General features: G+C 72.1%; 11 protein-coding genes. 7 read left to right on the top strand and 4 right to left on the bottom strand.

What is annotated here, in order from left to right; all coding sequences use genetic code 11:
* Positions 1 to 143: 143 nt before the first annotated feature.
* On the top strand, positions 144 to 380 hold the full coding sequence (locus tag OHB21_RS30770) for a hypothetical protein (protein WP_067512249.1): 237 nt from the start codon (positions 144 to 146) through the stop codon (positions 378 to 380).
* 6 nt (positions 381 to 386) lie between these two features.
* On the opposite strand, the gene OHB21_RS30775 is transcribed toward OHB21_RS30770, so the two are convergent.
* The 3 genes from OHB21_RS30775 to metH all read right to left on the bottom strand — a co-directional run bounded on the left by OHB21_RS30775 (position 387) and on the right by metH (position 6,799).
* A complete protein-coding gene (locus OHB21_RS30775; protein ID WP_324191903.1) occupies positions 387 to 1,058 on the bottom strand; it encodes an HAD family hydrolase in 672 nt (223 codons plus the stop codon).
* 84 nt (positions 1,059 to 1,142) lie between these two features.
* On the bottom strand, positions 1,143 to 2,813 hold the full coding sequence (locus OHB21_RS30780; RefSeq protein ID WP_195124359.1) for a serine/threonine-protein kinase: 1,671 nt from the start codon (positions 2,811 to 2,813) through the stop codon (positions 1,143 to 1,145).
* A gap of 392 nt (positions 2,814 to 3,205) precedes the next feature.
* Complete coding sequence (metH, locus tag OHB21_RS30785; RefSeq protein ID WP_067512254.1) at positions 3,206 to 6,799, bottom strand: methionine synthase; 3,594 nt, start codon at positions 6,797 to 6,799, stop codon at positions 3,206 to 3,208.
* Positions 6,800 to 7,206: 407 nt separating this feature from the next.
* On the opposite strand from metH, the gene OHB21_RS30790 reads away from it, so the two are divergent.
* Positions 7,207 to 8,094 (top strand): PAC2 family protein, encoded by an 888-nt coding sequence (locus OHB21_RS30790; RefSeq protein WP_067512256.1) that lies wholly within the window; start codon positions 7,207 to 7,209, stop codon positions 8,092 to 8,094.
* Positions 8,095 to 8,347: 253 nt separating this feature from the next.
* Here OHB21_RS30790 and OHB21_RS30795 read toward each other — a convergent pair whose 3' ends face one another.
* The gene (locus tag OHB21_RS30795; protein WP_067512274.1) at positions 8,348 to 8,689 is read right to left on the bottom strand and encodes a hypothetical protein; all 342 of its coding nucleotides are present in this window, start codon (positions 8,687 to 8,689) and stop codon (positions 8,348 to 8,350) included.
* Between the two features lie 329 nt (positions 8,690 to 9,018).
* Here OHB21_RS30795 and OHB21_RS30800 point away from each other — a divergent pair, with 329 nt between their 5' ends.
* The 5 genes from OHB21_RS30800 (at position 9,019) to OHB21_RS30820 (ending at position 19,065) form a co-directional block, all read left to right on the top strand.
* Positions 9,019 to 10,158, top strand: coding sequence for a hypothetical protein (locus OHB21_RS30800; RefSeq protein ID WP_067512276.1), 1,140 nt, complete (start codon positions 9,019 to 9,021; stop codon positions 10,156 to 10,158).
* A 154-nt stretch (positions 10,159 to 10,312) separates the two neighbouring features.
* Positions 10,313 to 11,908 carry a TIGR02677 family protein gene (locus OHB21_RS30805; RefSeq protein WP_084537996.1) on the top strand — a complete coding sequence of 532 codons (1,596 nt, stop codon included), beginning with the start codon at positions 10,313 to 10,315 and terminating at the stop codon, positions 11,906 to 11,908.
* Positions 11,908 to 13,308, top strand: coding sequence for a TIGR02678 family protein (locus OHB21_RS30810; protein WP_195124527.1), 1,401 nt, complete (start codon positions 11,908 to 11,910; stop codon positions 13,306 to 13,308). Before OHB21_RS30805 ends, OHB21_RS30810 begins: the two co-directional genes overlap by 1 nt.
* Positions 13,309 to 13,310: 2 nt before the next feature.
* Positions 13,311 to 17,528, top strand: a complete 4,218-nt coding sequence (locus OHB21_RS30815) for a TIGR02680 family protein (RefSeq protein WP_195124360.1) — start codon at positions 13,311 to 13,313, stop codon at positions 17,526 to 17,528.
* Between the two features lie 214 nt (positions 17,529 to 17,742).
* Positions 17,743 to 19,065 (top strand): MFS transporter, encoded by a 1,323-nt coding sequence (locus OHB21_RS30820; RefSeq protein WP_195124361.1) that lies wholly within the window; start codon positions 17,743 to 17,745, stop codon positions 19,063 to 19,065.
* Positions 19,066 to 19,409 lie beyond the last annotated feature (344 nt).

Below are 19,409 nucleotides of genomic sequence, written 5' to 3' on the forward strand. Positions count from 1 at the left end.
AACACGGGATCGGGTTCGACGCCGCCGCTCGGGATTGCCGCGTGTCGTTCGTTCGAGCACAGGGGCCGGGGTCGTCCGCATGGCGCGCCGAGGCCCGGTCCCGACGCCGATGTCCGACCGTGAACGCCGGGAGCCGAGAACCCATGGACACAACGCAGCCCGCGGGGCGACTGCGTTCGACCACTGCCCAGGGCGCCACCGCCGTCTGGTACGTGCACGAAGGCGTCGTGCGCGTCGTCTCGATCGTCGACGCCGACGGTCGCACCACCGACCTCGACGGCGAACATCTCGGCGGCTGCTTCGACCTCATGCCCCGCCGCCTGTGGGAACGCGTCCGCTACGAGTACGAGACCTCGCGCAATAACCACAAGAAGGGCTGACCCGGGTCAGACCCGCGCGAACAACGCCTCTTCCAGGTGGGCGACGGTCAACCCGACCAGCGAGTCGCGGTGCACGCGGCCCGGGGCGGGCGGCACGGGGATCTCGCACGGCACCACGATGAGCGCGCAGCCCGCGGCCGCCGCGGCGGCCGACCCGGTCGGCGAATCCTCCACCGCGACGCAGTGCGCCGGATCGACGCCGAGCAGCGACGCCGCGCGCAGGTAGGGGTCGGGCGCCGGTTTGCCTTCGGGGACCTCGTCGCCGCAGACGGAGATGTCGAAGTAGTCGCGGCCGAGGGTGTCGAGGCCGAACTCGGTGAGCGAGCGTTTGGTGTTGGTGACCAGCGCGCAGGCCAGGCCCGCGTCGCGCACCAGGTTCAGCGCGTCCTTCGCGCCGGGGCGCCACGGGATGGGGCCGGTCATCAGGTCGCTGACCCGGCGCTCCAGGAACTCCCCCGCCTCGCGCAGCGCGTCGGGGGTCGACGGCACACCCAGCCCGTCGAAGAGGATGCGCAGCGCGTTGGGCCCCGACGCGCCGATGAGCGCGTGGCGCACCGCGTCGGTCATCACGCCGCCGAGTTCCACGGCGAGTTCGCGGACCGCGACATCCCACAGCTTCTCCGAGTCCAGCAGCGTCCCGTCCATGTCCCACAGCACCGCGGCGAGTCGCGCTGTCACAGTTCGCTGCTCCGTTCGTCGTCCACCTCGGCCGTCCCCACCGTAGTCAGCGAGGTGAGCGGCGGGCCACTCGCGCGGGCCAGATCACAGCCCGGAGGCCGTGATCACCATCCGCCCGCCCTCCTGCCGGACCTGCACCCAGCGGTTCTCGCTCTCCACCGAACCGTTGGACTTCACATAGGTGAGCGTCACCGTGGCGGCGCCCTCGCCGCTCGGGCTGATGGCCTCCACCCGCACCGCGCGGATCGTCGACCAGAACGACGCGTACTGCGCGTATCCGCCGGTCTGCGCCTGGTAGCCGGGCGCGAGCTGCGACCACGCGCCCGAGACGTTGCCGGGCAGCATGCCGTAGTAGCCCTGGATGAAGCCGGCCACCCGGTCGGCGGGCGGCGGTCCGAACGGCGTGGCGGAGACCGTCGTGCTCGTACTCGTGGTGGAGGTCGGGGTCGGCTCGGTGGTGGTCGTGGGGCTCGGTGCGGCCGAGGTGGGCTCGGGCGTCGTCGTCGGGACGGTGACCGGTGGCGGCGCGGCCTCTCCCCCGCCCTGCGGCAACGGAACCACCGTGGGCGTGCCGGGGTCCCCGGACTCGGCAGGCTGCTGCGCCTGGCCGGTCGTCGCGGGCGGCGCGGCGGTCTGCTCGCCGTCGCCCCCGCGACTCGCCAGCGCCACGGCCCCCGCCAGGATCACCACGAGCGCGGCCGCCGCGACCACGGCCACTGTCGTCCGGCTGGGCCTCGGCGGGTTCGTGCCGCCGGGCAACGTGCCGCCACCCTGTGCCGGTGGCGGCACCGCCGCGACGGGCGCGGGGACGAAGGTGGTGGCCGCGTCGGCGTTCGCCGCGCTCGCCTGCCCCGGTGCGGCGAGCACCGTGGTGGCGTCGGCGCCCGGCGCGGGCAGCATCTTGGTGGAGACGGGCGCGTCGGCCAGCTTCGGAACGCGGCCCGCCGCAACGGCTCCCAGCGCCTCCGCGGCCTCCCGCATGGTCGGGCGCGCGTCGATACCGGCGGCGAGCAGGCGCATGAGCACGGGCGCGAGCGGTCCGGCGTTGCGCGGTTCGGGCACGTCCCCGCGGGCGACCGCGTGCAGCACGGCCAGCGGGTTGTCGCCCTCGCCGAACGGCGGCGAGCCCTCCACCGCCGCGTAGAGCGTGGACCCGAGGGCGAACACGTCGGAGGCGGGTTCGGGGTTCTCGCCGCGCGCGATCTCCGGCGCCAGGTAGGCGGGCGTGCCCGCGAGGAATCCCGTGGCCGTCACGGTGACGTCGCCGACCGCGCGCGAGATGCCGAAGTCGGTGATCTTGACCGTGCCGTCGTCGGCCACCAGCAGGTTGGCCGGTTTCACGTCGCGGTGCATGATGCCCGCGTCGTGGGCGGCGGCCAGCGCGGCCGCGGCCTGCGCGCCGATCCTGGCCACCTCGAGCGGCGGCAGCGTGCGCTTGCCCGACAGTTTCGCGGCCAGGCTCGGCGCGTTCAGGTACTCCATGACCAGCCACGGCTGGCCGTCTTCCTCGGCGACATCGAAGACGGTGATGGCGTTGGGGTGGTGCAGCCGGGCGGCGATGCGCCCCTCACGCATGGCGCGCAGCTTCGATTCGAGGGCCTGCTCGCGCGAGAGTCCGGGCGCCAGCAGCAACTGTTTGACGGCGACCGTGCGGCGCAGGCGCACGTCGGTGCCCCGCCACACCACGCCCATCGCGCCGGTGCCGATCGGATCCGCGAGCCGATACCGTCCAGCGATCAACCGGTCCGACGTCATGTGGTCGTGCCCCTCCTGCTACCCGCGAGCCAACAGCACCCGGCGCGGGGTTCCCGGAGGGCCCCGAAAATCCTTCGCGCCGAAGTACATTGCACCCGAAGCAGGGACGAACGGCATCCGCCGACTGCTCCGGATGCAGTTGCAACCCCTCGACAATGGCACACCCAACCGACACAGAGCCACCCGCGCGCACGACCCCACGCGGACCGGTCGGTCGACCAGGTGAAACGCGCGGGTGAGAATGGTGTGCCGAGCGGTACCGGATATCCTCGCGACTTCTCCTCGGCACCAGCGCATTCCACCTCGAACAGCAGGTCAGCGGCACCGTGCGCGCCGAACCGGCGGCGCGGCGCGGACTTTCGCACCCACGGTGAGCACCATCACACCGCCGGTCAGGCGTTGAAGTACTTCGCCTCCGGGTGCAGCAGCACGAAGGCATCCGTGGACTGCTCGGGGTGCAGCTGCAACTCCTCCGAGAGCACGACGCCGAGGCGGTCGGCCTCGAGCAGGTCCACCAGCTTGGCGCGGTCCTCCAGGTCGGGGCAGGCGCCGTAGCCGAAGGAGTAGCGCGCGCCCCGGTAGCCGAGCTTGAAATAGTCGAGCACGTCGTCGGGATCGGTCTCGGCGATCGCGTGTCCCTCGAGGGTGAGTTCCTCGCGGATGCGGCGGTGCCAGTACTCGGCCAGCGCCTCGGTGAGCTGCACGCCGATGCCGTGCACCTCGAGGTAGTCGCGGTAGTTGTCGGCGGCGAACAGTTCGTTGGCGAAATCGGCGATCGGCTGGCCCATGGTGACCAGCTGGAACGGCAGCACGTCGACCTGCCCGGTCTCGCGGGCCAGCGCGCGCGAGCGGAGGAAGTCGGCGATGCAGAGGAACCGGTCGCGCTGCTGGCGCGGGAAGGTGAACCGGTAGCGCTCGGGCGCGTCGGGCGTGGGTTCGGTCAGCACGATCACGTCGTCGCCCTCGGACACGGCCGGGAAGTACCCGTACACCACGGCGGCGTGCTGGAGCACGCCCTCGGTGGACAGCCGGTCCAGCCAGGCGCGCAGGCGCGGGCGGCCCTCGGTCTCCACCAGTTCCTCGTAGCTGGGGCCGTCGCCGCCGCGCCGGCCCCGCAGGCCCCACTGCCCCAGGAACAGGGCGCGCTCGTCGAGCAGGCCCGAATACTCGTGCAGCGCCAGGCCTTTCACCACGCGGGTGCCCCAGAACGGCGGCACCGGCACGGGCAGGTCGGCGGCCACATCGGAGCGCTCCGGCACCACCACAGGCACCTCGGCGGCCTTGCGCTTCTCCGCGATGCGCCGCGAACGCTCGTGGCGCGCTTTGCGTTCGGCGGCCTTCTCTCGCTCCGCGACGGCCTCGGGGCTGTCCGGGTCGGGACCGCCGCCGCGCTTGCGGCTCATGATGTCATCCATCAGGCGCAGGCCCTCGAACGCGTCGCGGGCGTAGTGCACATCGCCCTCGTAGACCTCGGTGAGGTCGTTCTCCACGTAGGCGCGGGTCAGCGCGGCGCCGCCGAGCAGCACGGGGAACTGGTCGGCCACGCCCTTGGCGTTGAGCTCCTCCAGGTTCTCCTTCATCACCACGGTCGACTTCACCAGCAGTCCGGACATGCCGATCACGTCGGCCTTCTTGTCCACGGCGGCGTCCAGGATGGTCGAGATCGGTTGTTTGATCCCGAGATTCACCACTTCGTAGCCGTTGTTCGACAGGATGATGTCGACCAGGTTCTTGCCGATGTCGTGCACGTCGCCCTTGACGGTGGCCAGCACGATCCGGCCCTTGCCGGAATCGTCGGTGGCCTCCATGTGCGGTTCCAGGTAGGCGACGGCGGATTTCATCACCTCGGCGGACTGGAGCACGAACGGCAGCTGCATCTGGCCCGAACCGAACAGTTCGCCAACGGTTTTCATGCCGGACAGCAGCGTCTCGTTGATGATCCGCAGCGGCGGCACCTCGGCCATGGCGGCGTCGAGATCGGCCTCCATACCGGCCTTCTCGCCGTCGACGATGCGGCGCTCCAGGCGCTCGAACAGCGGCAGCGCGGCCAGTTCCTCGGCGCGCGAGGCCTTCGACGACGAAGCCGACACGCCCTCGAACAGCTGCATCAGCTTCTGGAGCGGGTCGTAGTCCTCGGTGCGGCGGTCGTAGACCAGGTCCAGGGCGGTCTCGCGCTGTTCGTCGGGGATCCGCGCCATGGGCAGGATCTTCGAGGCGTGCACGATCGCCGAATCCAGCCCGGCCTGCACGCACTCGTGCATGAACACCGAGTTCAACACCTGGCGCGCGGCCGGATTCAGGCCGAAGGAGATGTTGGACAGGCCCAGGGTGGTCTGCACGTCGGGGTGGCGGCGCTTGAGTTCGCGGATCGCCTCGATGGTCTCGATGCCGTCGCGGCGCGACTCCTCCTGGCCGGTGCCCAGGGTGAAGGTCAGCGTGTCGATGATGATGTCGGATTCGGCCAGACCCCAGTTGCCGGTGATGTCGGCGATGAGGCGTTCGGCGATCTCGACCTTCTTCTCGGCGGTGCGGGCCTGGCCCTCCTCGTCGATGGTCAGGGCGACCACGGCGGCGCCGTGCTCGGCGACCAGGGCCATGGTCTGCTGGAAGCGCGAGTCCGGGCCGTCGCCGTCCTCGTAGTTCACCGAGTTCACCGCGCAGCGCCCGCCCAGGTGCTCCAGGCCCGCGCGCAGCACCGGGGTTTCGGTGGAGTCCAGCATGATCGGCAGGGTGGACGCGGTGGCCAGGCGGCTGGCCAGGGCCTCCATGTCCTTCGCGCCGTCGCGGCCGACGTAGTCGACGCACAGGTCGAGCATGTGGGCGCCGTCGCGGGTCTGGTCCTTGGCGATGTCGAGGCACTTCTGCCAGTCCTCGGCCAGCATCGCCTCGCGGAAAGCCTTGGAGCCGTTGGCGTTCGTGCGCTCGCCGATCATCAGGACCGAGGCGTCCTGTTCGAAGGGCACCGCCGTGTACATGCTCGACACGCTCGGCTCGTGCACGGGGGCGCGGCGGTCGTCCAGCGGCGGGAGCGTGGGCTCCACCTCGCGGACCGCGTCGCGCACCTGCCGGATGTGCTCGGGGGTGGTGCCGCAGCAGCCGCCCACCAGCGCGAGCCCGAACTCGGAGACGAACCCGCGCAGCGCGACCGCCAATTCCTCGGGGGTGAGCGGGTATTCGGCGCCGTGGGCGCCGAGCACGGGCAGGCCGGCGTTCGGCATCACCGACACCGGGATGCGCGCGTGGCGGGAGAGGTGGCGCAGGTGCTCGCTCATCTCGTCGGGGCCGGTGGCGCAGTTCAGGCCGATCATGTCGATGCCGAGCGGCTCGAGCGCGGCCAGCGCGGCGCCGATCTCGCTGCCCACCAGCATGGTGCCGGTGGTCTCCACGGTGACGTGGGTGATGATCGGGATGCGCCGGCCCGCCCGCTCCATCGCGCGTCTGCTGCCGGTGACGGCGGCCTTCACCTGGAGCAGGTCCTGGCAGGTCTCCACCAGGATCGCGTCGGCGCCCGCGTCCAGCATGCCCAGCGCGGCCTCGGTGTAGGCGTCGCGCAGCACGGTGTAGGGGGCGTGACCCAGCGTGGGCAGCTTGGTGCCGGGGCCCATCGAGCCCAGGACGTAGCGCGGGGTGCCGTCCTCTGCGGGGCCCATCTCGTCGGCCACCTCGCGGGCCAGGCGGGTGCCGCGCTCGGACAGGTCGCGGATGCGGTCGGCGATGTCGTAGTCGGCGAGGTTGGGCAGGTTGCAGCCGAAGGTGTTGGTCTCGACGGCGTCGGCGCCTGCCTCGTAGTAGGCGCGGTGGATGGCGCGCAGCACGTCGGGCCTGGTCTCGTTGAGGATCTCATTGCAGCCCTCCAGGCCGCGGAAATCGTCGAGCGTCAGATCCGCGGCCTGCAACATGGTGCCCATCGCCCCGTCGCCGATGACGACACGCCGCTGAAGCGTGTCGAGAAGCGAGGTATCGAACGCGCGATCGGACACAGACATGCGTACAAGCGTAAAGGCCGACGGCGACACGAAACCAACAGCATCCTTCCCCCTCCGGTGAGCGTGCCCCACACCACACACCCCGCGACCACGTTTGCCGGACGGACGCCGGGGGCGCGCTCCGCCCGGGCGGGCGATCCGGCGGTACCGCTGCGGGGCCGCGGCCACCGCGGGCGACCGGGCGTCGGTCAGGCACGCGCGGGCCGGATCGGTGCGCACCCCGGCGGTGGCCGAGCGGTCGCCAGGTCGCGAGAACGTGCGTCCCCCGCGTGTCGGTGGCGGGCTGTGGACCGCGCGATCCGCCGCCCGTACGGACCGGTCGGACGGGTCACGCGGGGACCACCCCGGCCCGGAACACGGCGCGCCCTGGCGCGCCGATACCGGGTTCCACGCCGTAGGCTGACCGGGTGAACCCCAGTGAAACTCCCGATTCGGAACTGCCGACGTTGCGGGAACCGGTGCTGGTCGCGGCCTTCGAGGGCTGGAACGATGCGGGTGACGCGGCCAGTGGCGCGGTGGAGCATCTGGAACTCATCTGGGATGCCGAGCCGCTGGCGGAGCTCGATTCCGAGGATTACTACGACTATCAGGTGAATCGGCCCACCGTGCGCCAGGTGGACGGCGTGACCCGCGAGATCCAGTGGCCCGCCACCATGCTGTCGGTGTGCTCGCCCCCGGGCAGCGAGCGCGACGTGGTGCTGCTGCGCGGGATCGAGCCGAACATGCGCTGGCGCAGCTTCTGCGCCGACCTGCTGGAATTCATCGAACAGCTGGGCGTGCAGACGGTGGTCATCCTCGGCGCGCTGCTCGCCGACACGCCGCACACGCGTCCCGTCCCGGTCACCGGTTCCGCCTACAGCAAAGAGGCCGCGGAGCGCTTCAACCTGGAACAGACCAGGTACGAGGGCCCGACCGGCATCACCGGCGTGCTCCAGGACCAGTGCGTGAAGGCCGGCGTGCCCGCGGTGTCGTTCTGGGCGGCGGTCCCGCACTACGTGTCGCAGCCGCCGAACCCGAAGGCCACGATCGCGCTGCTGCACCGCGTGGAGGACGTGCTCGACATCGAGGTCCCGCTCGGCGAGTTGCCCAAGCAGGCCGAGGAGTGGGAGGCCGCGGTGAACGAGATGACCGTCGGCGACGAGGAGATCACCGAGTACGTTCGCTCGCTCGAGGAGCGCGGCGACGCGGCGACCGATGTCAACGAGGCCATGGCCAAGATCGATGGCGACGCCATCGCGGCCGAGTTCGAGCGCTACCTGCGCAGGCGCGGTCCGGGCAGCTTCGGCGGTCTGTAGGCCCTCGGACACCGCGAGGCACGGCGGCAATGGAGCTCCGGTCGGTGCGAACCGCCGTCGTGTCCCGGAACTCTCGTCCCTGAAAACCGTTGCGCCACGGGCGATCCGGGCCGCGCCCTGTCCCGGCGCGCCCGGACACCGCGCCGGCATCTACCCGCGGCACCATGCCCGTGGGTGACACCGAACCGGCGTCACCGCGCGTGCGCCATCGCGATCGGGCCGCCGGCGTGCGGCGGCCGGGATCGCGGTGGACCTACGCGGGCCGCCGGACCCGCTGCGCGGCCGCCTCGACGTCCTCCACCGTCCACACCTGCGCCGCCGCGTCCTGAGCCAGCTTCGCGATGAGGATGTCGCGCGGAATCGTCTGTCCCGCGAAGTGATCGAGCGACGGCACCACGACATGGTGGGCATCGGCGCGCCGCAACTCCTGGGTCAGCTCGGCGAACGCCGTGCCGTCTCCCCCTGTCGATTCATGGAAGGTGGCGGCGAAGCAGAGTCCTTCGCTGCGGGCGAGGGTGCACATCGCGTCCTCGAGCTCCGCGCTCCGGCCCTCGGCCAGGTCGTCACGCACGTATCCATAGATCAACGCTTCCACCCGAACCTCCTGGCTCATCCCCGCGTCGGCGCGGGGTTGAATTGCTGGAACGAGCTAACTGCCACATCTCGGAAACGCCGGTGCTCTTACAAATGTACTTACATCTGCAAGTGGGCAACCGGGCCGCTCCCTCTTCCAGAATCGTCGACGCCATGTTGCGAATGCAGATGTCAACCCACTGACATCTTGGTGCCCTATTCGGGCCACCGAACGTTAACTGGTGCGATACTACAACCGTGGCCGGAGGAGACGATCGACCCGTCTGGGCAGTCCGCATGCGCTCTGAACGCGACGCGAGGGGGTGGTCCCAGGCCGATGCCGTCCGCGTCATGCGCGCGAAGTCCGCGCACAACCTACCCACCGACTCCACGCTGCTGCGCAACTGGCGGCGGTGGGAGTCGGGCGAATCCCGGCCGGACGACTTCTACGCGCCCATCATCGCGGCCGCGTTCGACACGGTGACGGCGGCGTTCTTCCCCAAATCGCGCCCCAACCGGGACGACGAACTGCTCTCCGCGACGGGGATGGACACCCTCGAGTTCATCGGCCGTCTGCGCATGTCGGACGTCTCCGCAAGCACTTTGGACGCCGTGCGCATCACCGCCGAGCGCCTGTGCTGCGAGTATCCGTTCGCCGATCCGTACGAGCTGCACGCCGAGGGCACGGCGTGGCTGCGCCGCATCACCTCGCTGCTCGACGCCCGCCTCACGCTGGCCCAGCACCGCGAGATCCTGGTGCTGGCGGGCTGGGTGGCGCTGCTGGTCGGGTGTGTCGACTACGACCTGGGGCGGCGCACCTCGGCGGAGGCGACACGCCGCGCGGCGTGGTCGCTGGGCCAGGAGGCCGACCACCCCGAGATCACCGGCTGGGCCGCGGAGATGGCCGCCTGGTTCGCGCTCACCCAAGGTAACTACAAGGGTGCTGTGGAGGCGGCCGATACCGCACCGGAGGACACCCGACATATCGGCGTAGGGGTGCAGCTGGCGGCGCAGCGGGCCAAGGCGTGGGCCAGGCTGGGCGATCAGGCCGAGGTCGAGAAGGCGCTGGCGCAGGGCCGGGCGATCTTGGAGCGACTCGAGCATCCGGCCAATCTGGACAATCACTTCGTGGTCGACGCGAGCAAGTTCGACTTCTACGCGATGGACACCTGCCGCGTGGCGGGCCAGGACAAGCTCGCGGAAGCCTTCGCCCGCGAGGTCATCCGGAGCTCCACCCGGCCCGACGGCACGATCCGCAACCCGATGCGGGTGTCGGAGGCGCACCTCACGCTGGCGGTGGTGGCGGTGCGCGACCGCGATCTGGAACGGGCCATCGACGAGGGCATGCGCGCCTTCGAGGGCAAGCGCCGGTCGCTGCCGTCGCTGATGTGGATCGCGGGCGAGACGGCCCGCGAGATCATCGAGCGCTACCCCGGCGATCCGCGCACCCGCTCGTACCTGGATCAGCTGCGCGCGCTGTCCGTCGAGTGAGCGGGGCCGCGTGGGCGCGGGTCCCGTTCCGGACGTGGGCGAATGATCGGCAAACCGGACACGGCCACGCCGAACGCGCCCCGGGCACGACCACGGCGACCTGCCCGCTACTACCCTGTTCCCGGTGACCGACTCCGATGACGGCCCGCCGGGCATGGACGCCGCGCCGTGGGACGACCGGCTGCGGCTGTTCTCGTTCGCCACGGCCGAGCGGCGTGCCGACTACCTGTGGGTGCTGCGCGCCTTCGACAGTGCGCGGGCCGCGTACGTGGTGCTGCTGCACGCCGACGACGTCGCGGAGTGGATCCGCCGCCACGGCGGGCGGGCGCGCGTCGCCGAGGGTGTGGTCACCGCCGACGAGGAGCCGGGCGCGCCGCAGATCGGGTTGTTCCACCGCGCCGACACCGAACCGCTCAGCGCGGCCGAGATAGGCCCGCTGCTCGACCAGCTGCACCGCTGGGGCGTGCTGGAGCGCAGCTACGACGGCACCCGCGCCGCGACGCTGGCCGAGTACCGGAACCGGCATTACGTCTATCAGTTCTCGCAGGCCGGTTTCCAGGCCTATCGCGCGGTGGCCGGGGTGCTGGAGGCGCGGCTGGACGAGGCGTCGCTGTCCCGGTTGGTGCTGCCCGAACTGCTGGCCGATCTGCACACCCTCGCCGAGGTGAACCGCGCGGGCGACGCCGAACGCGTCTACCGCACGCTGCGCAGGCTCGACGCCGCCCTCACCGACATGGCCGCGCGCGCCGCGCATTTCTACCTCTCCCTGGGCGATCTGGTGCGCACCACCGAGATCACCCCCGAGTCGTTCCTCGCGCACAAGGACGCGCTGCTGGCGCACATGCGCGAATTCAGCATGGATCTGGCGCGTTTCGCCCCGCGCCTGGCCTCCGCGATCACCGAGATCGAGGCCACCGGCGTGGACGAGTTGCTGGCCCGCGCGGCGAGCTGCGACGAGCGGGTGCTGCTGAGTCCGGCGGAGCGGGAAGCGGATTGGCGGGCGCGCTGGCACGGCCTGCGCACCTGGTTCGTCGCGGTGGAGGCCGAATCCACCGAGGCCGATCGCCTGCGCGAGGCCACCATGAGCGCGATCGCGGCGGTGCTCTCGCTGCTGCGGCGGGTCACCGAGACGCGCCGCGGCGGGGTGAGCCGCGAGTCGGCGCTGCGGCACCTGGCCGGCTGGTTCACCGCCGCGCCCACCGCCGAGAGCGCGCACGCTCTGTTCGACGCGGTGTTCGGGCTGGGCAGGCCGCGCCACCTCGCCATGGAGCATCCGGACGCCGATATCGTGCCCGCGGTGCGGTCGTGGTGGGAGGCGCCGCCGCTGGAGATCTCGCGCACGCTCGCCGAGACCGGCCGTCCGCCTTCGGCGGGCGCGCCCGGCCGCATTCAACGCAACGACGCCGGTATCCGCAGGCTGCGCGAGAACCAGCTGGCCGCCCAGCGCGCCAGGGCGGAGGCGGCGCGCTCGCTGGCCTCGGCCGACGTGCACGAGCGCGAACTCGACGACCGCGAGACCGAGGTGCTGCTGCGCCTGCTCGACGCCGCGTCCACGGCGTGGGTGCCGGTGAGCGGGCGCGTGGCGGGGACCACCGGCACCGACAGCGGCGTCACCCTGACCGTGTCGGAGCACGCGGGCCCCACCGTGGTGCGCACCTCCCGCGGGTTGCTGCACCTGAACAACCGCAAACTCGAGGTGCGGCCGACGCGGTCGGGGAAGAAGAGCGGATCAGCGAGGGGGACGGCATGATTCACGCGCGCCGCATCGACTCCCTGGCGCTGGACAACTATCAGCGCGCCGCCCGCGTGGTGCTCGCCAACCACCTGATCACCCGCACCTACCCGGACCGGATCGCGCTGCCGCTGGTGCGCCGCTGGGCCACCGAACTGCGCGAGGACCTGGCCGAGTTGTTCGGCTACCGCCTCGAGGTCACCGAGACCACCGCCCGCCTGTTCCCGGTGACCGACCGGCTCGACGGCGGCAAGCCCGCCCGCACCGTGAACGACCGCGTGTTCGACCGCCGCCGCTACGCCTACCTCGCGCTGGCGCTGGCCGCGCTGGGCCGCGCGGGCGATCAGATCACGCTGTCGGAGCTGGCCGACCAGGTCGCCGCCTACACCGGCCGCGTCGAGGGCCTGGAACTCGCGCCCGACCGCGCCGTCGACCGGGACGCGTTCGTGGACGCGGTGGGCTGGCTGGCCGCGCGCGGCGCGCTCACCCTCGCCGACGGCGACGCGGGCGGCTGGGCCGCCGATCCCGACGCGGGCGAAGCGCTCTACGACATCGACCGCCCGGTGGTGTTCGCGCTGTTCCGCCCGCCGCGCGCGCTGCAACACCTGCACAGCGTGCGGGGCCTGCTCGCCGAAGAGGTCCCGCCGAGCGCGCAACCGGCCGTCATCGCCGCCGAGAACGCCCGGCGGGTGCGGCGGGCGCTGGTGGAGCGGCCCGTCGTCTACGCCGAGGATCTGGCGCCCGGCGAGCGGACCGCGCTCTCCCAGGACAAGCTCGTCGCCGAGGTGGAGATGTTCACGGGCCTGCGGGCCGAACGCCGCGCGGAGGGCGTCGCGCTCATCGACACCTCGGGCCGCCTCTCCGACGTGCGGTTCCCCGGCACGGGCACGCTCGCGCAGGTCGCGCTGCTGCTGGCGGGCGAGATCGCCGACGTGGTGCTCGATATCGACAACCCGCTCCCCCGCCGTCCGCGCGGGCCGGAGCCCGATGTGGCGCTGGCCGCGCAGTTGGACGACGCCATCCCCGAATCCACCGTCTTCACCGCGATGGCCGACCTGCCGTTCACCGAAACCGTTGCGGCGGAAGATCTTCCGGAGGCCGAGCCCGAAACCCCGCCCGCCGACTACCCGTTCGTCACCGCGGCGTGGGTGCGCGAGACCGTGCGCGCGCTCACCGACCGCTACGGCGTCACGTTCGCCGCGCAGTGGCAGGCCGACGTGCCGGGACTGACCGCCGAGGTGACCGCGCTGCTGGCGCGGCTGCGCCTGGTCGCGCCGGTCGAGGACGGCCTGCTGGTGCTGCCCGCGCTGGCGCGCTACCGGGGCGCGGTGGTCACGGTGCGCACCAAACGGGCCGAGGAACTGTTCGTCACCGCCGCCGACACCGTCGCGGCGAGCACCGGGACGGAAGGGAACTGAACATGTCGGTCATCCACGGCGGAGTGCGCTTCCTGCCCACCCGCGCCGGGATCGTCAACCTGTGGGACTACCGCGATCAGGAGTTCTGCTTCGCCGACGGCAGGCTGGTGCTGCGCGGCCCCAACGGTTCCGGCAAGACCAAGGCCCTCGAGGTGCTGTTCCCGTTCGTGCTGGACGGGCGGATCGAGCCGCGCCGCCTCAACCCGTTCGCGGGCGAGGAGCGCACCATGAAGTCGAATCTGCTGTACCGCAAACAGGAGTCGGCGTACTCGTACGTGTGGATGGAGTTCGCGCGCGGCCGCTGGGCCGACCCCGAGGTGGTGACCGTCGGCATCGGCATGCGCGCCACACGGTCCTCGGACAAGGTCACCCGCTGGTACTTCGTCGCGGATGGCCGTGTGGGCGTGGACTTCTCGCTCATCGGCCCCGACGACCGCCCGCTCACCCGCAAGCAGCTGGCCGAGCAGATCGGCACCGACTCCATCGTGGACCGGCCGGTCGAGTACCGCGCCGCGATCGACGCGCGCATGTTCGGCCTGGGCGTGCAGCGCTACGACCAGCTGATCAACCTGATCCTCACGCTGCGCCGCCCGCAGCTGGCCAAGAACCTGGACCCGCGCGGGCTCTCGCAGGCGCTCACCGACGGTCTGCGCCCGCTGGACGAGCAGCTGATCCTGGACGCGGCGCGCTCGTTCAGCGATATGGAGGAGGTCGGGCGCACCCTCGAAGGTCTCGTCCACGCCGACACCGCCACCCGCGCGTTCGTGGGGGTGTATCGCAAATACCTTGCCGTGCAGGCGAAGACGGATGTGGAGCAGGTGCGGGGGCGTCTGGACGCGGTAACCCACGCCGGCACGGCGCTGTTCGCCGCCAAGGCGCTGCGCGCGCGGCGCGAGGCGGAGCGCACGGCCGCCGAGGAGCGCGCCGAGGACGCCGACCGCGCTTACGAACAGGCCCTCACCGATCGCGAAACCCTCCAGCGCTCCAGCGCTTACGAGGGCAAACAGCAGCTCGACGACCTGGCCGACGCGGTGCGCAGGCTGGAGACCTCGGCCGCCGTGCACGCCGACAAGGCGCTCAAGGCCCGCCAGACCCTCGACCAGCGCGCCGAGGAGGCCGAACGCGCCCGCACCGCGGTCCGCGCCGCCGCCGAGGCGCTGGCGCGCGGCGAGGAGGAATTGCGCCGCGCCGCCGAGGAAGCGGGCATCACCTGGACCGCGCCGCCCGAGGACGCGCGCGGCGACCAGCTCACCGCGACCGTGCGGGCCCGCGCCGAGGAGCGCGACGCCGATGTGCGCGCCGTGCGAAAAGCGCTGGTGCTCATGGATTCCGCCCTCGCCGAGCGCACCAGGGCCGAACGGCTCACCGAGCGCGCCGGGCAGTCCCGCGAGTCGGCGGCGGCCGAGGTGGCGCACGCGGAGGCCGCGGTCACCCTGGCCCGCACCGAGACCGCCGCCGCCTTGCGCACCTGGTGGGAGACCCACCGCGAGCACTACGGCGCATTCGGCTCCCAGTTGTACGACGCGCTGGATTCCGCACTGGCGCACGTCGGTTCGGACGACGCGGCGGGTGCGGCCGAGGTGCTGGCCGAGCGCAGCGAACCGCTGCTGGACGAGATCCGCCAGGGCAGGCTCGAGGCGAAGGCGCGCGCCGCCGCGACCGCCGAACGCATCGCGGAACTCACCGCCGAACGAGCCCGGGTGCGCGCCCAGCGCGATGACGCGCCGAAGGTGCCGGCGGCGCGTGCCGATCGCGCGGACCGGCCCGGCGCACCGCTGTGGCGGCTCGTGCGTTTCGCCGATGAGGTACCCGCCGAGGACGCCGCAGGCATCGAAGCGGCCCTGGAGGCGGCGAATCTGCTCGACGCCTGGCTGTGCCCCGACGGCGCGACGCCGGCCGACGATGCGGACATCTACCTGGTCCCCCTTCCGGCGGATCGGCGTCCGGCCGGTCGGACCCTCGCCGACGTCCTGGTGATCGAGGACGACACCGACGATCTCAGCGTCCCCCGGCAGACCGTGTCCGACGTCCTCGCCTCCATCGCGCTCGCCGATTCCACCGGGTTCGCCACCGGCTCCACGAAATCCGACGCCGCCGTCGACACATCCGGAAGCTTCCGGCACGGCGTCCTGCTCGGCCGCCACACCAAACCCGACGCCGAATTCATCGGCGCGACAGCGCGTTCCCGCCGCCGCGCGCTGCGGCTCGCGGAACTCGACGCGGCGGTCGAGGAGGCCGAGGCCGAACTCGCGACCGCGCGCGCGGCCGAGGCCGAGGCCGCGTCCCGGCTCGCGGCCCTGACCGCCGCCGCGAAGGCGCTCCCCCGCCCCACCGCCGTGACCGCCGCGCTGCGCGCCGTCTCCGAGACCGCCGGGCTCATGCGCTCGCGCGCCGAGGCCGCCGCCCAGGCCGAGAAGGATCTCGATCAAGCGGTGACCGAGGTGGCCGCCCTCGAGAAGAAGCTGCGGGCCGCCGCCGTCGCGCACCGGGCGCCGCGCGATCCCCGGGAGCTCGACGCGCTCGCCGCCGCCATCCGTCATTTCGAGACCACCGGCACCGGGCTGCTGCGGCTGCGCGCCGAGCACGACCGGGAACGCGAACGCGAGCGCGAGGGCGCCGACCGCCACGACGAGGCCCGCGACCTGGCCGAAGCCTTCGCCGAAGAGGCCGAGGCCGCCCGCGCCGGCTACGAGGAACAGCTGCGCAAGCTCGAGACGCTGCGCGAGGCCCTGGGTGCGAGCGCCGCCGATATCGACCACGAACTCGAGCAGGCCCGCCAGCGCATCGAGGCCGCCCGCGCCGAGCAGAAGGCGGCGCGCAAGGCCGCGAACCAGGCCATCGAGGCCGTCGGCGACGCGGAGGCCGCCTACCGCACCGCGCACGAGTCGCTCGGCACCGCGCTCACCGAAGTGCTCGCCGACGTGCGCGGCCTGGCCCCGTACGCGCGCCCGGACCTGCTCTCGCTGCTGGGCGCCGACACCGAATGCCGGTGGCCTGCGGGCGAAGCGGCGTGGTCGACCCCCGAGCAGCTGCTGTACCGGATCGCACAGGCCGGGCCGGAGCAGACGCCGCAGGTGCTGCCCGGCGAGGTCGCCCATCTCTTCGAAAGCCTCGACACCGCAACGTCTTCCGTGCGCGCGGGGGAGGCGGCCCGCAAGTCCACTCGCAGCGCGGTCACCGCCGCGCTCCAGGAGTTCGACGCGGCCCTGTCCGCCTCCGGACGCGACTACCGGTTGCAGTGGGACGCCGCCGACGGGCTCACCGTCGTCCAGGTGCACGACGAGCACGGCGCCGCCGCGCTGGCCGATTTCGCCGACCGCGTCGACCGGGCCCGCCACGACCAGGAACAGCTGCTCACCGACGCCGAACGGCGCATCCTGGAGGATGCGCTGCTCACCGGCCTGGCCCAGCAGATCCACGAACGCACCGGCGACGCCCGCGAACTCATCGCCAAAATGGGCGCGGAGATGAAGCAGCGGCGCATGTCCTCGGGCAACACCATCGGCGTGCACTGGGTGCTGGCCGACCACCTGTCCGACGCGGCGCGCGCGGTGTGCAAACTCCTCGACCGCGACGCGTCGGCGCTCGCGCCGGAGGATCTGGCCGCCATCCGCGCCCACTTCGCCGCCGAGATCCGTTCCGCCCGCGCCGCGCACCCGGAGCGCTCCTATCCCGAAATCCTCGCCGCCACCCTGGATTACCGCACCTGGCGGGTGTTCTCCTTCACCCTCATCTCCGGCGACGGCAGCGAGGACAAGCTCACGGTGGCCCGGCACAGCGCGCTGTCGGGCGGCGAGCAGTCGGTGTCGCTGCACCTGCCGCTGTTCGCGGCCGCGCACGTGATGCTCGATTCGGCCGACCCGCAGGCCCCGCGCCTGCTCGCGCTGGACGAGGCGTTCGCCGGCGTGGACGACAACGGGCGCAGCGAATTGCTCAGCCTGAGCGTGCAATTCGACCTCGACCTGTTCATGACCGGCTACGACCTGTGGATCACCTACCCGCACGTGCCGGGCTGCGCGCACTACGACCTGGCGCACTCCACCGCCGAGAACACCGTCAGCGCGACGCTGCTGGTGTGGGACAGCGGGGATCTGCTCGCCGAGCACGACGGGTCGGACCTGACCGCCGCGCTCGGGTCCCCCAACCGCCGCCGCGTGCCCGTGGGCATCGAGGGCGGGCTCACCCTCGACGACATGCCGGGCGCGCCCGCGGCCGTATAGCCTGTCCCGGTCAGACCCGAAAGTGGTAGTGCAGCGTCGCCACGGAGCAGGCTCGACGACCACCGCCCGACCCGACGAGTCCGCAGCGCAGCGTCGCCACGAAGGCTCCCAGGACAGGCCCAATGGAACACAGCACGACCCGGACGAGCCCGGAGGCCGTAGCGCAGCTTCAGCCCACGCAGTATCGAACACCCTTTGACCCGAACGGATTCGCGTGACCACCGCAGTACCCCGCACCACCGCCGTCCACCGCAAGGTCGCCGCCGCCACCCTGGTCGGCACCACGCTGGAGTGGTACGACTTCATGCTCTACGGCACCGCCGCCGCGCTCATCTTCCGCACCCAGTTCTTCCCCGAGCTGAGTCCGGCGGCCGGGACCCTCGCCTCGTTCGCGACGTTCGCCGTCGGGTTCGGCGCGCGGCCCGTCGGCGGGCTGCTGTTCGGGCACTTCGGCGACCGGCTCGGACGGCGCAACACGCTGGTGGTCTCGCTGATCCTGATGGGCGTCGGGTCCACGCTCATCGGCTTGCTGCCGAACTACGACGCCATCGGGTTCTGGGCGCCGGTGCTGCTGGTGGCGTTGCGGTTGGTGCAGGGCATCGGACTCGGCGGCGAGGGGGCGGGCGCGACCGTGCTCGCCGTGGAGCACGCACCCCGCGGACGGCTCAACCGGTACGCGAGCTTCCCGCAGATGGGGACGCCGGCCGGGGTGGTGCTGGCCAACGCCGTATTCCTCGGCACCAGCGCGCTGCTGCCCGAGGACGCGTTCCAGTCGTGGGGGTGGCGAATCCCGTTCCTGCTCAGCGTGATCCTGGTCGCGGTGGGGTTGGCGGTGCGGCTGGCCGTCACCGAATCCGACGCGTACGCCGATCTGGTGCGGCGCGGGGAGTTGTCGAAGTTCCCGCTGCGCGACGCGTTGCGGGTGGGTCCGGCGCGGCTGCTGTTGATCCTCGGGGCGGCCACCGCGACCTCGGCCGTGGTGTACCTGTTCATGGCGTTCACCCTCACCTACGGCACGTCCTCGCTCGGGTTCGATCGCGACTTCCTGCTCGGCGGCGTGATCGCGGGGTCGGTGCTGTGGTGCGCCACCATGCCGCTGTGGGGTTCGCTCGGCGACCGGTTCGGCACCCACCGCGTGTTCCTCGCGGGCACCGCGGTCCTGCTGCTGTGGTGCGCGCTGTACTTCCCGCTGCTCGACACCGGCTCGCCGGTGGTGGCGATCCTGGCCCTGCTCGGCATGGGCCTGGCGCTGCCGGTCAGCCACAGCGTGGGCGGCATCATCATCGCCGACCTCTTCCCGCCCGCCGTCCGCTACTCCGGCACCTCCCTCATCGTCCAGTTCTCCGTCATGCTCGGCGGCGGCTTCGCCCCGCTCATCGCCACCGCCCTCTGGACCACCGGCGCCAGCTCCACCCCCGTCACCCTCTACGCGATCGGCATCTGCGCCATGAGCCTGGCCTGCACCTACGTCCTGTACTGGGCCCTGCCCCGCCGGGCGAAGTCCGGCGTGGCACCGGAGCTGGTCGACGCGCGCTGACGCCCTCGCCGCCTCGATCCCGAGCGACACGGCCGTCCCGCAACTCGCGGTCGCCCGGTCCGCGCACCACGAGTGTGGTCGCCGAGACGCATGCCGCGAGTGCCGCGGCAGCGGGGCGACCGACAGGGGGCGCCAAAGCAGCACGGCCACCCAGGCAGCAGCGCCGCGGCCCGGCAGAGCGACCGGCGACGGGGGCGGTTGCCGCGACGGACAGCGAGGCGCAACTTCGGCCGGGCGACAGGACAGCACGGCGCTACCTCCACCAGGCGGCACGGCAGCACCGCGCTACCGGGACCCCGCAGCACAGCTCCACCGTGACCGGGCCGAGGCGAGTCCATCGGGCC

Origin of the sequence: Nocardia puris (assembly GCF_036051655.1) — a bacterium.
In the GTDB taxonomy this organism is placed as follows: Bacteria; Actinomycetota; Actinomycetes; order Mycobacteriales; family Mycobacteriaceae; genus Nocardia; species Nocardia puris.

Bases quoted from the DNA above. Each gene is read 5' to 3' on its own strand.
- OHB21_RS30770 (WP_067512249.1), top strand. From the start codon at position 144: ATGGACACAACGCAGCCCGCGGGGCGACTGCGTTCGACCACTGCCCAG.
- OHB21_RS30780 (WP_195124359.1), bottom strand. From the start codon at position 2,813: ATGACGTCGGACCGGTTGATCGCTGGACGGTATCGGCTCGCGGATCCG.
- metH (WP_067512254.1), bottom strand. From the start codon at position 6,799: ATGTCTGTGTCCGATCGCGCGTTCGATACCTCGCTTCTCGACACGCTT.
- OHB21_RS30800 (WP_067512276.1), top strand. From the start codon at position 9,019: ATGCGCGCGAAGTCCGCGCACAACCTACCCACCGACTCCACGCTGCTG.
- OHB21_RS30805 (WP_084537996.1), top strand. From the start codon at position 10,313: ATGGACGCCGCGCCGTGGGACGACCGGCTGCGGCTGTTCTCGTTCGCC.
- OHB21_RS30815 (WP_195124360.1), top strand. From the start codon at position 13,311: ATGTCGGTCATCCACGGCGGAGTGCGCTTCCTGCCCACCCGCGCCGGG.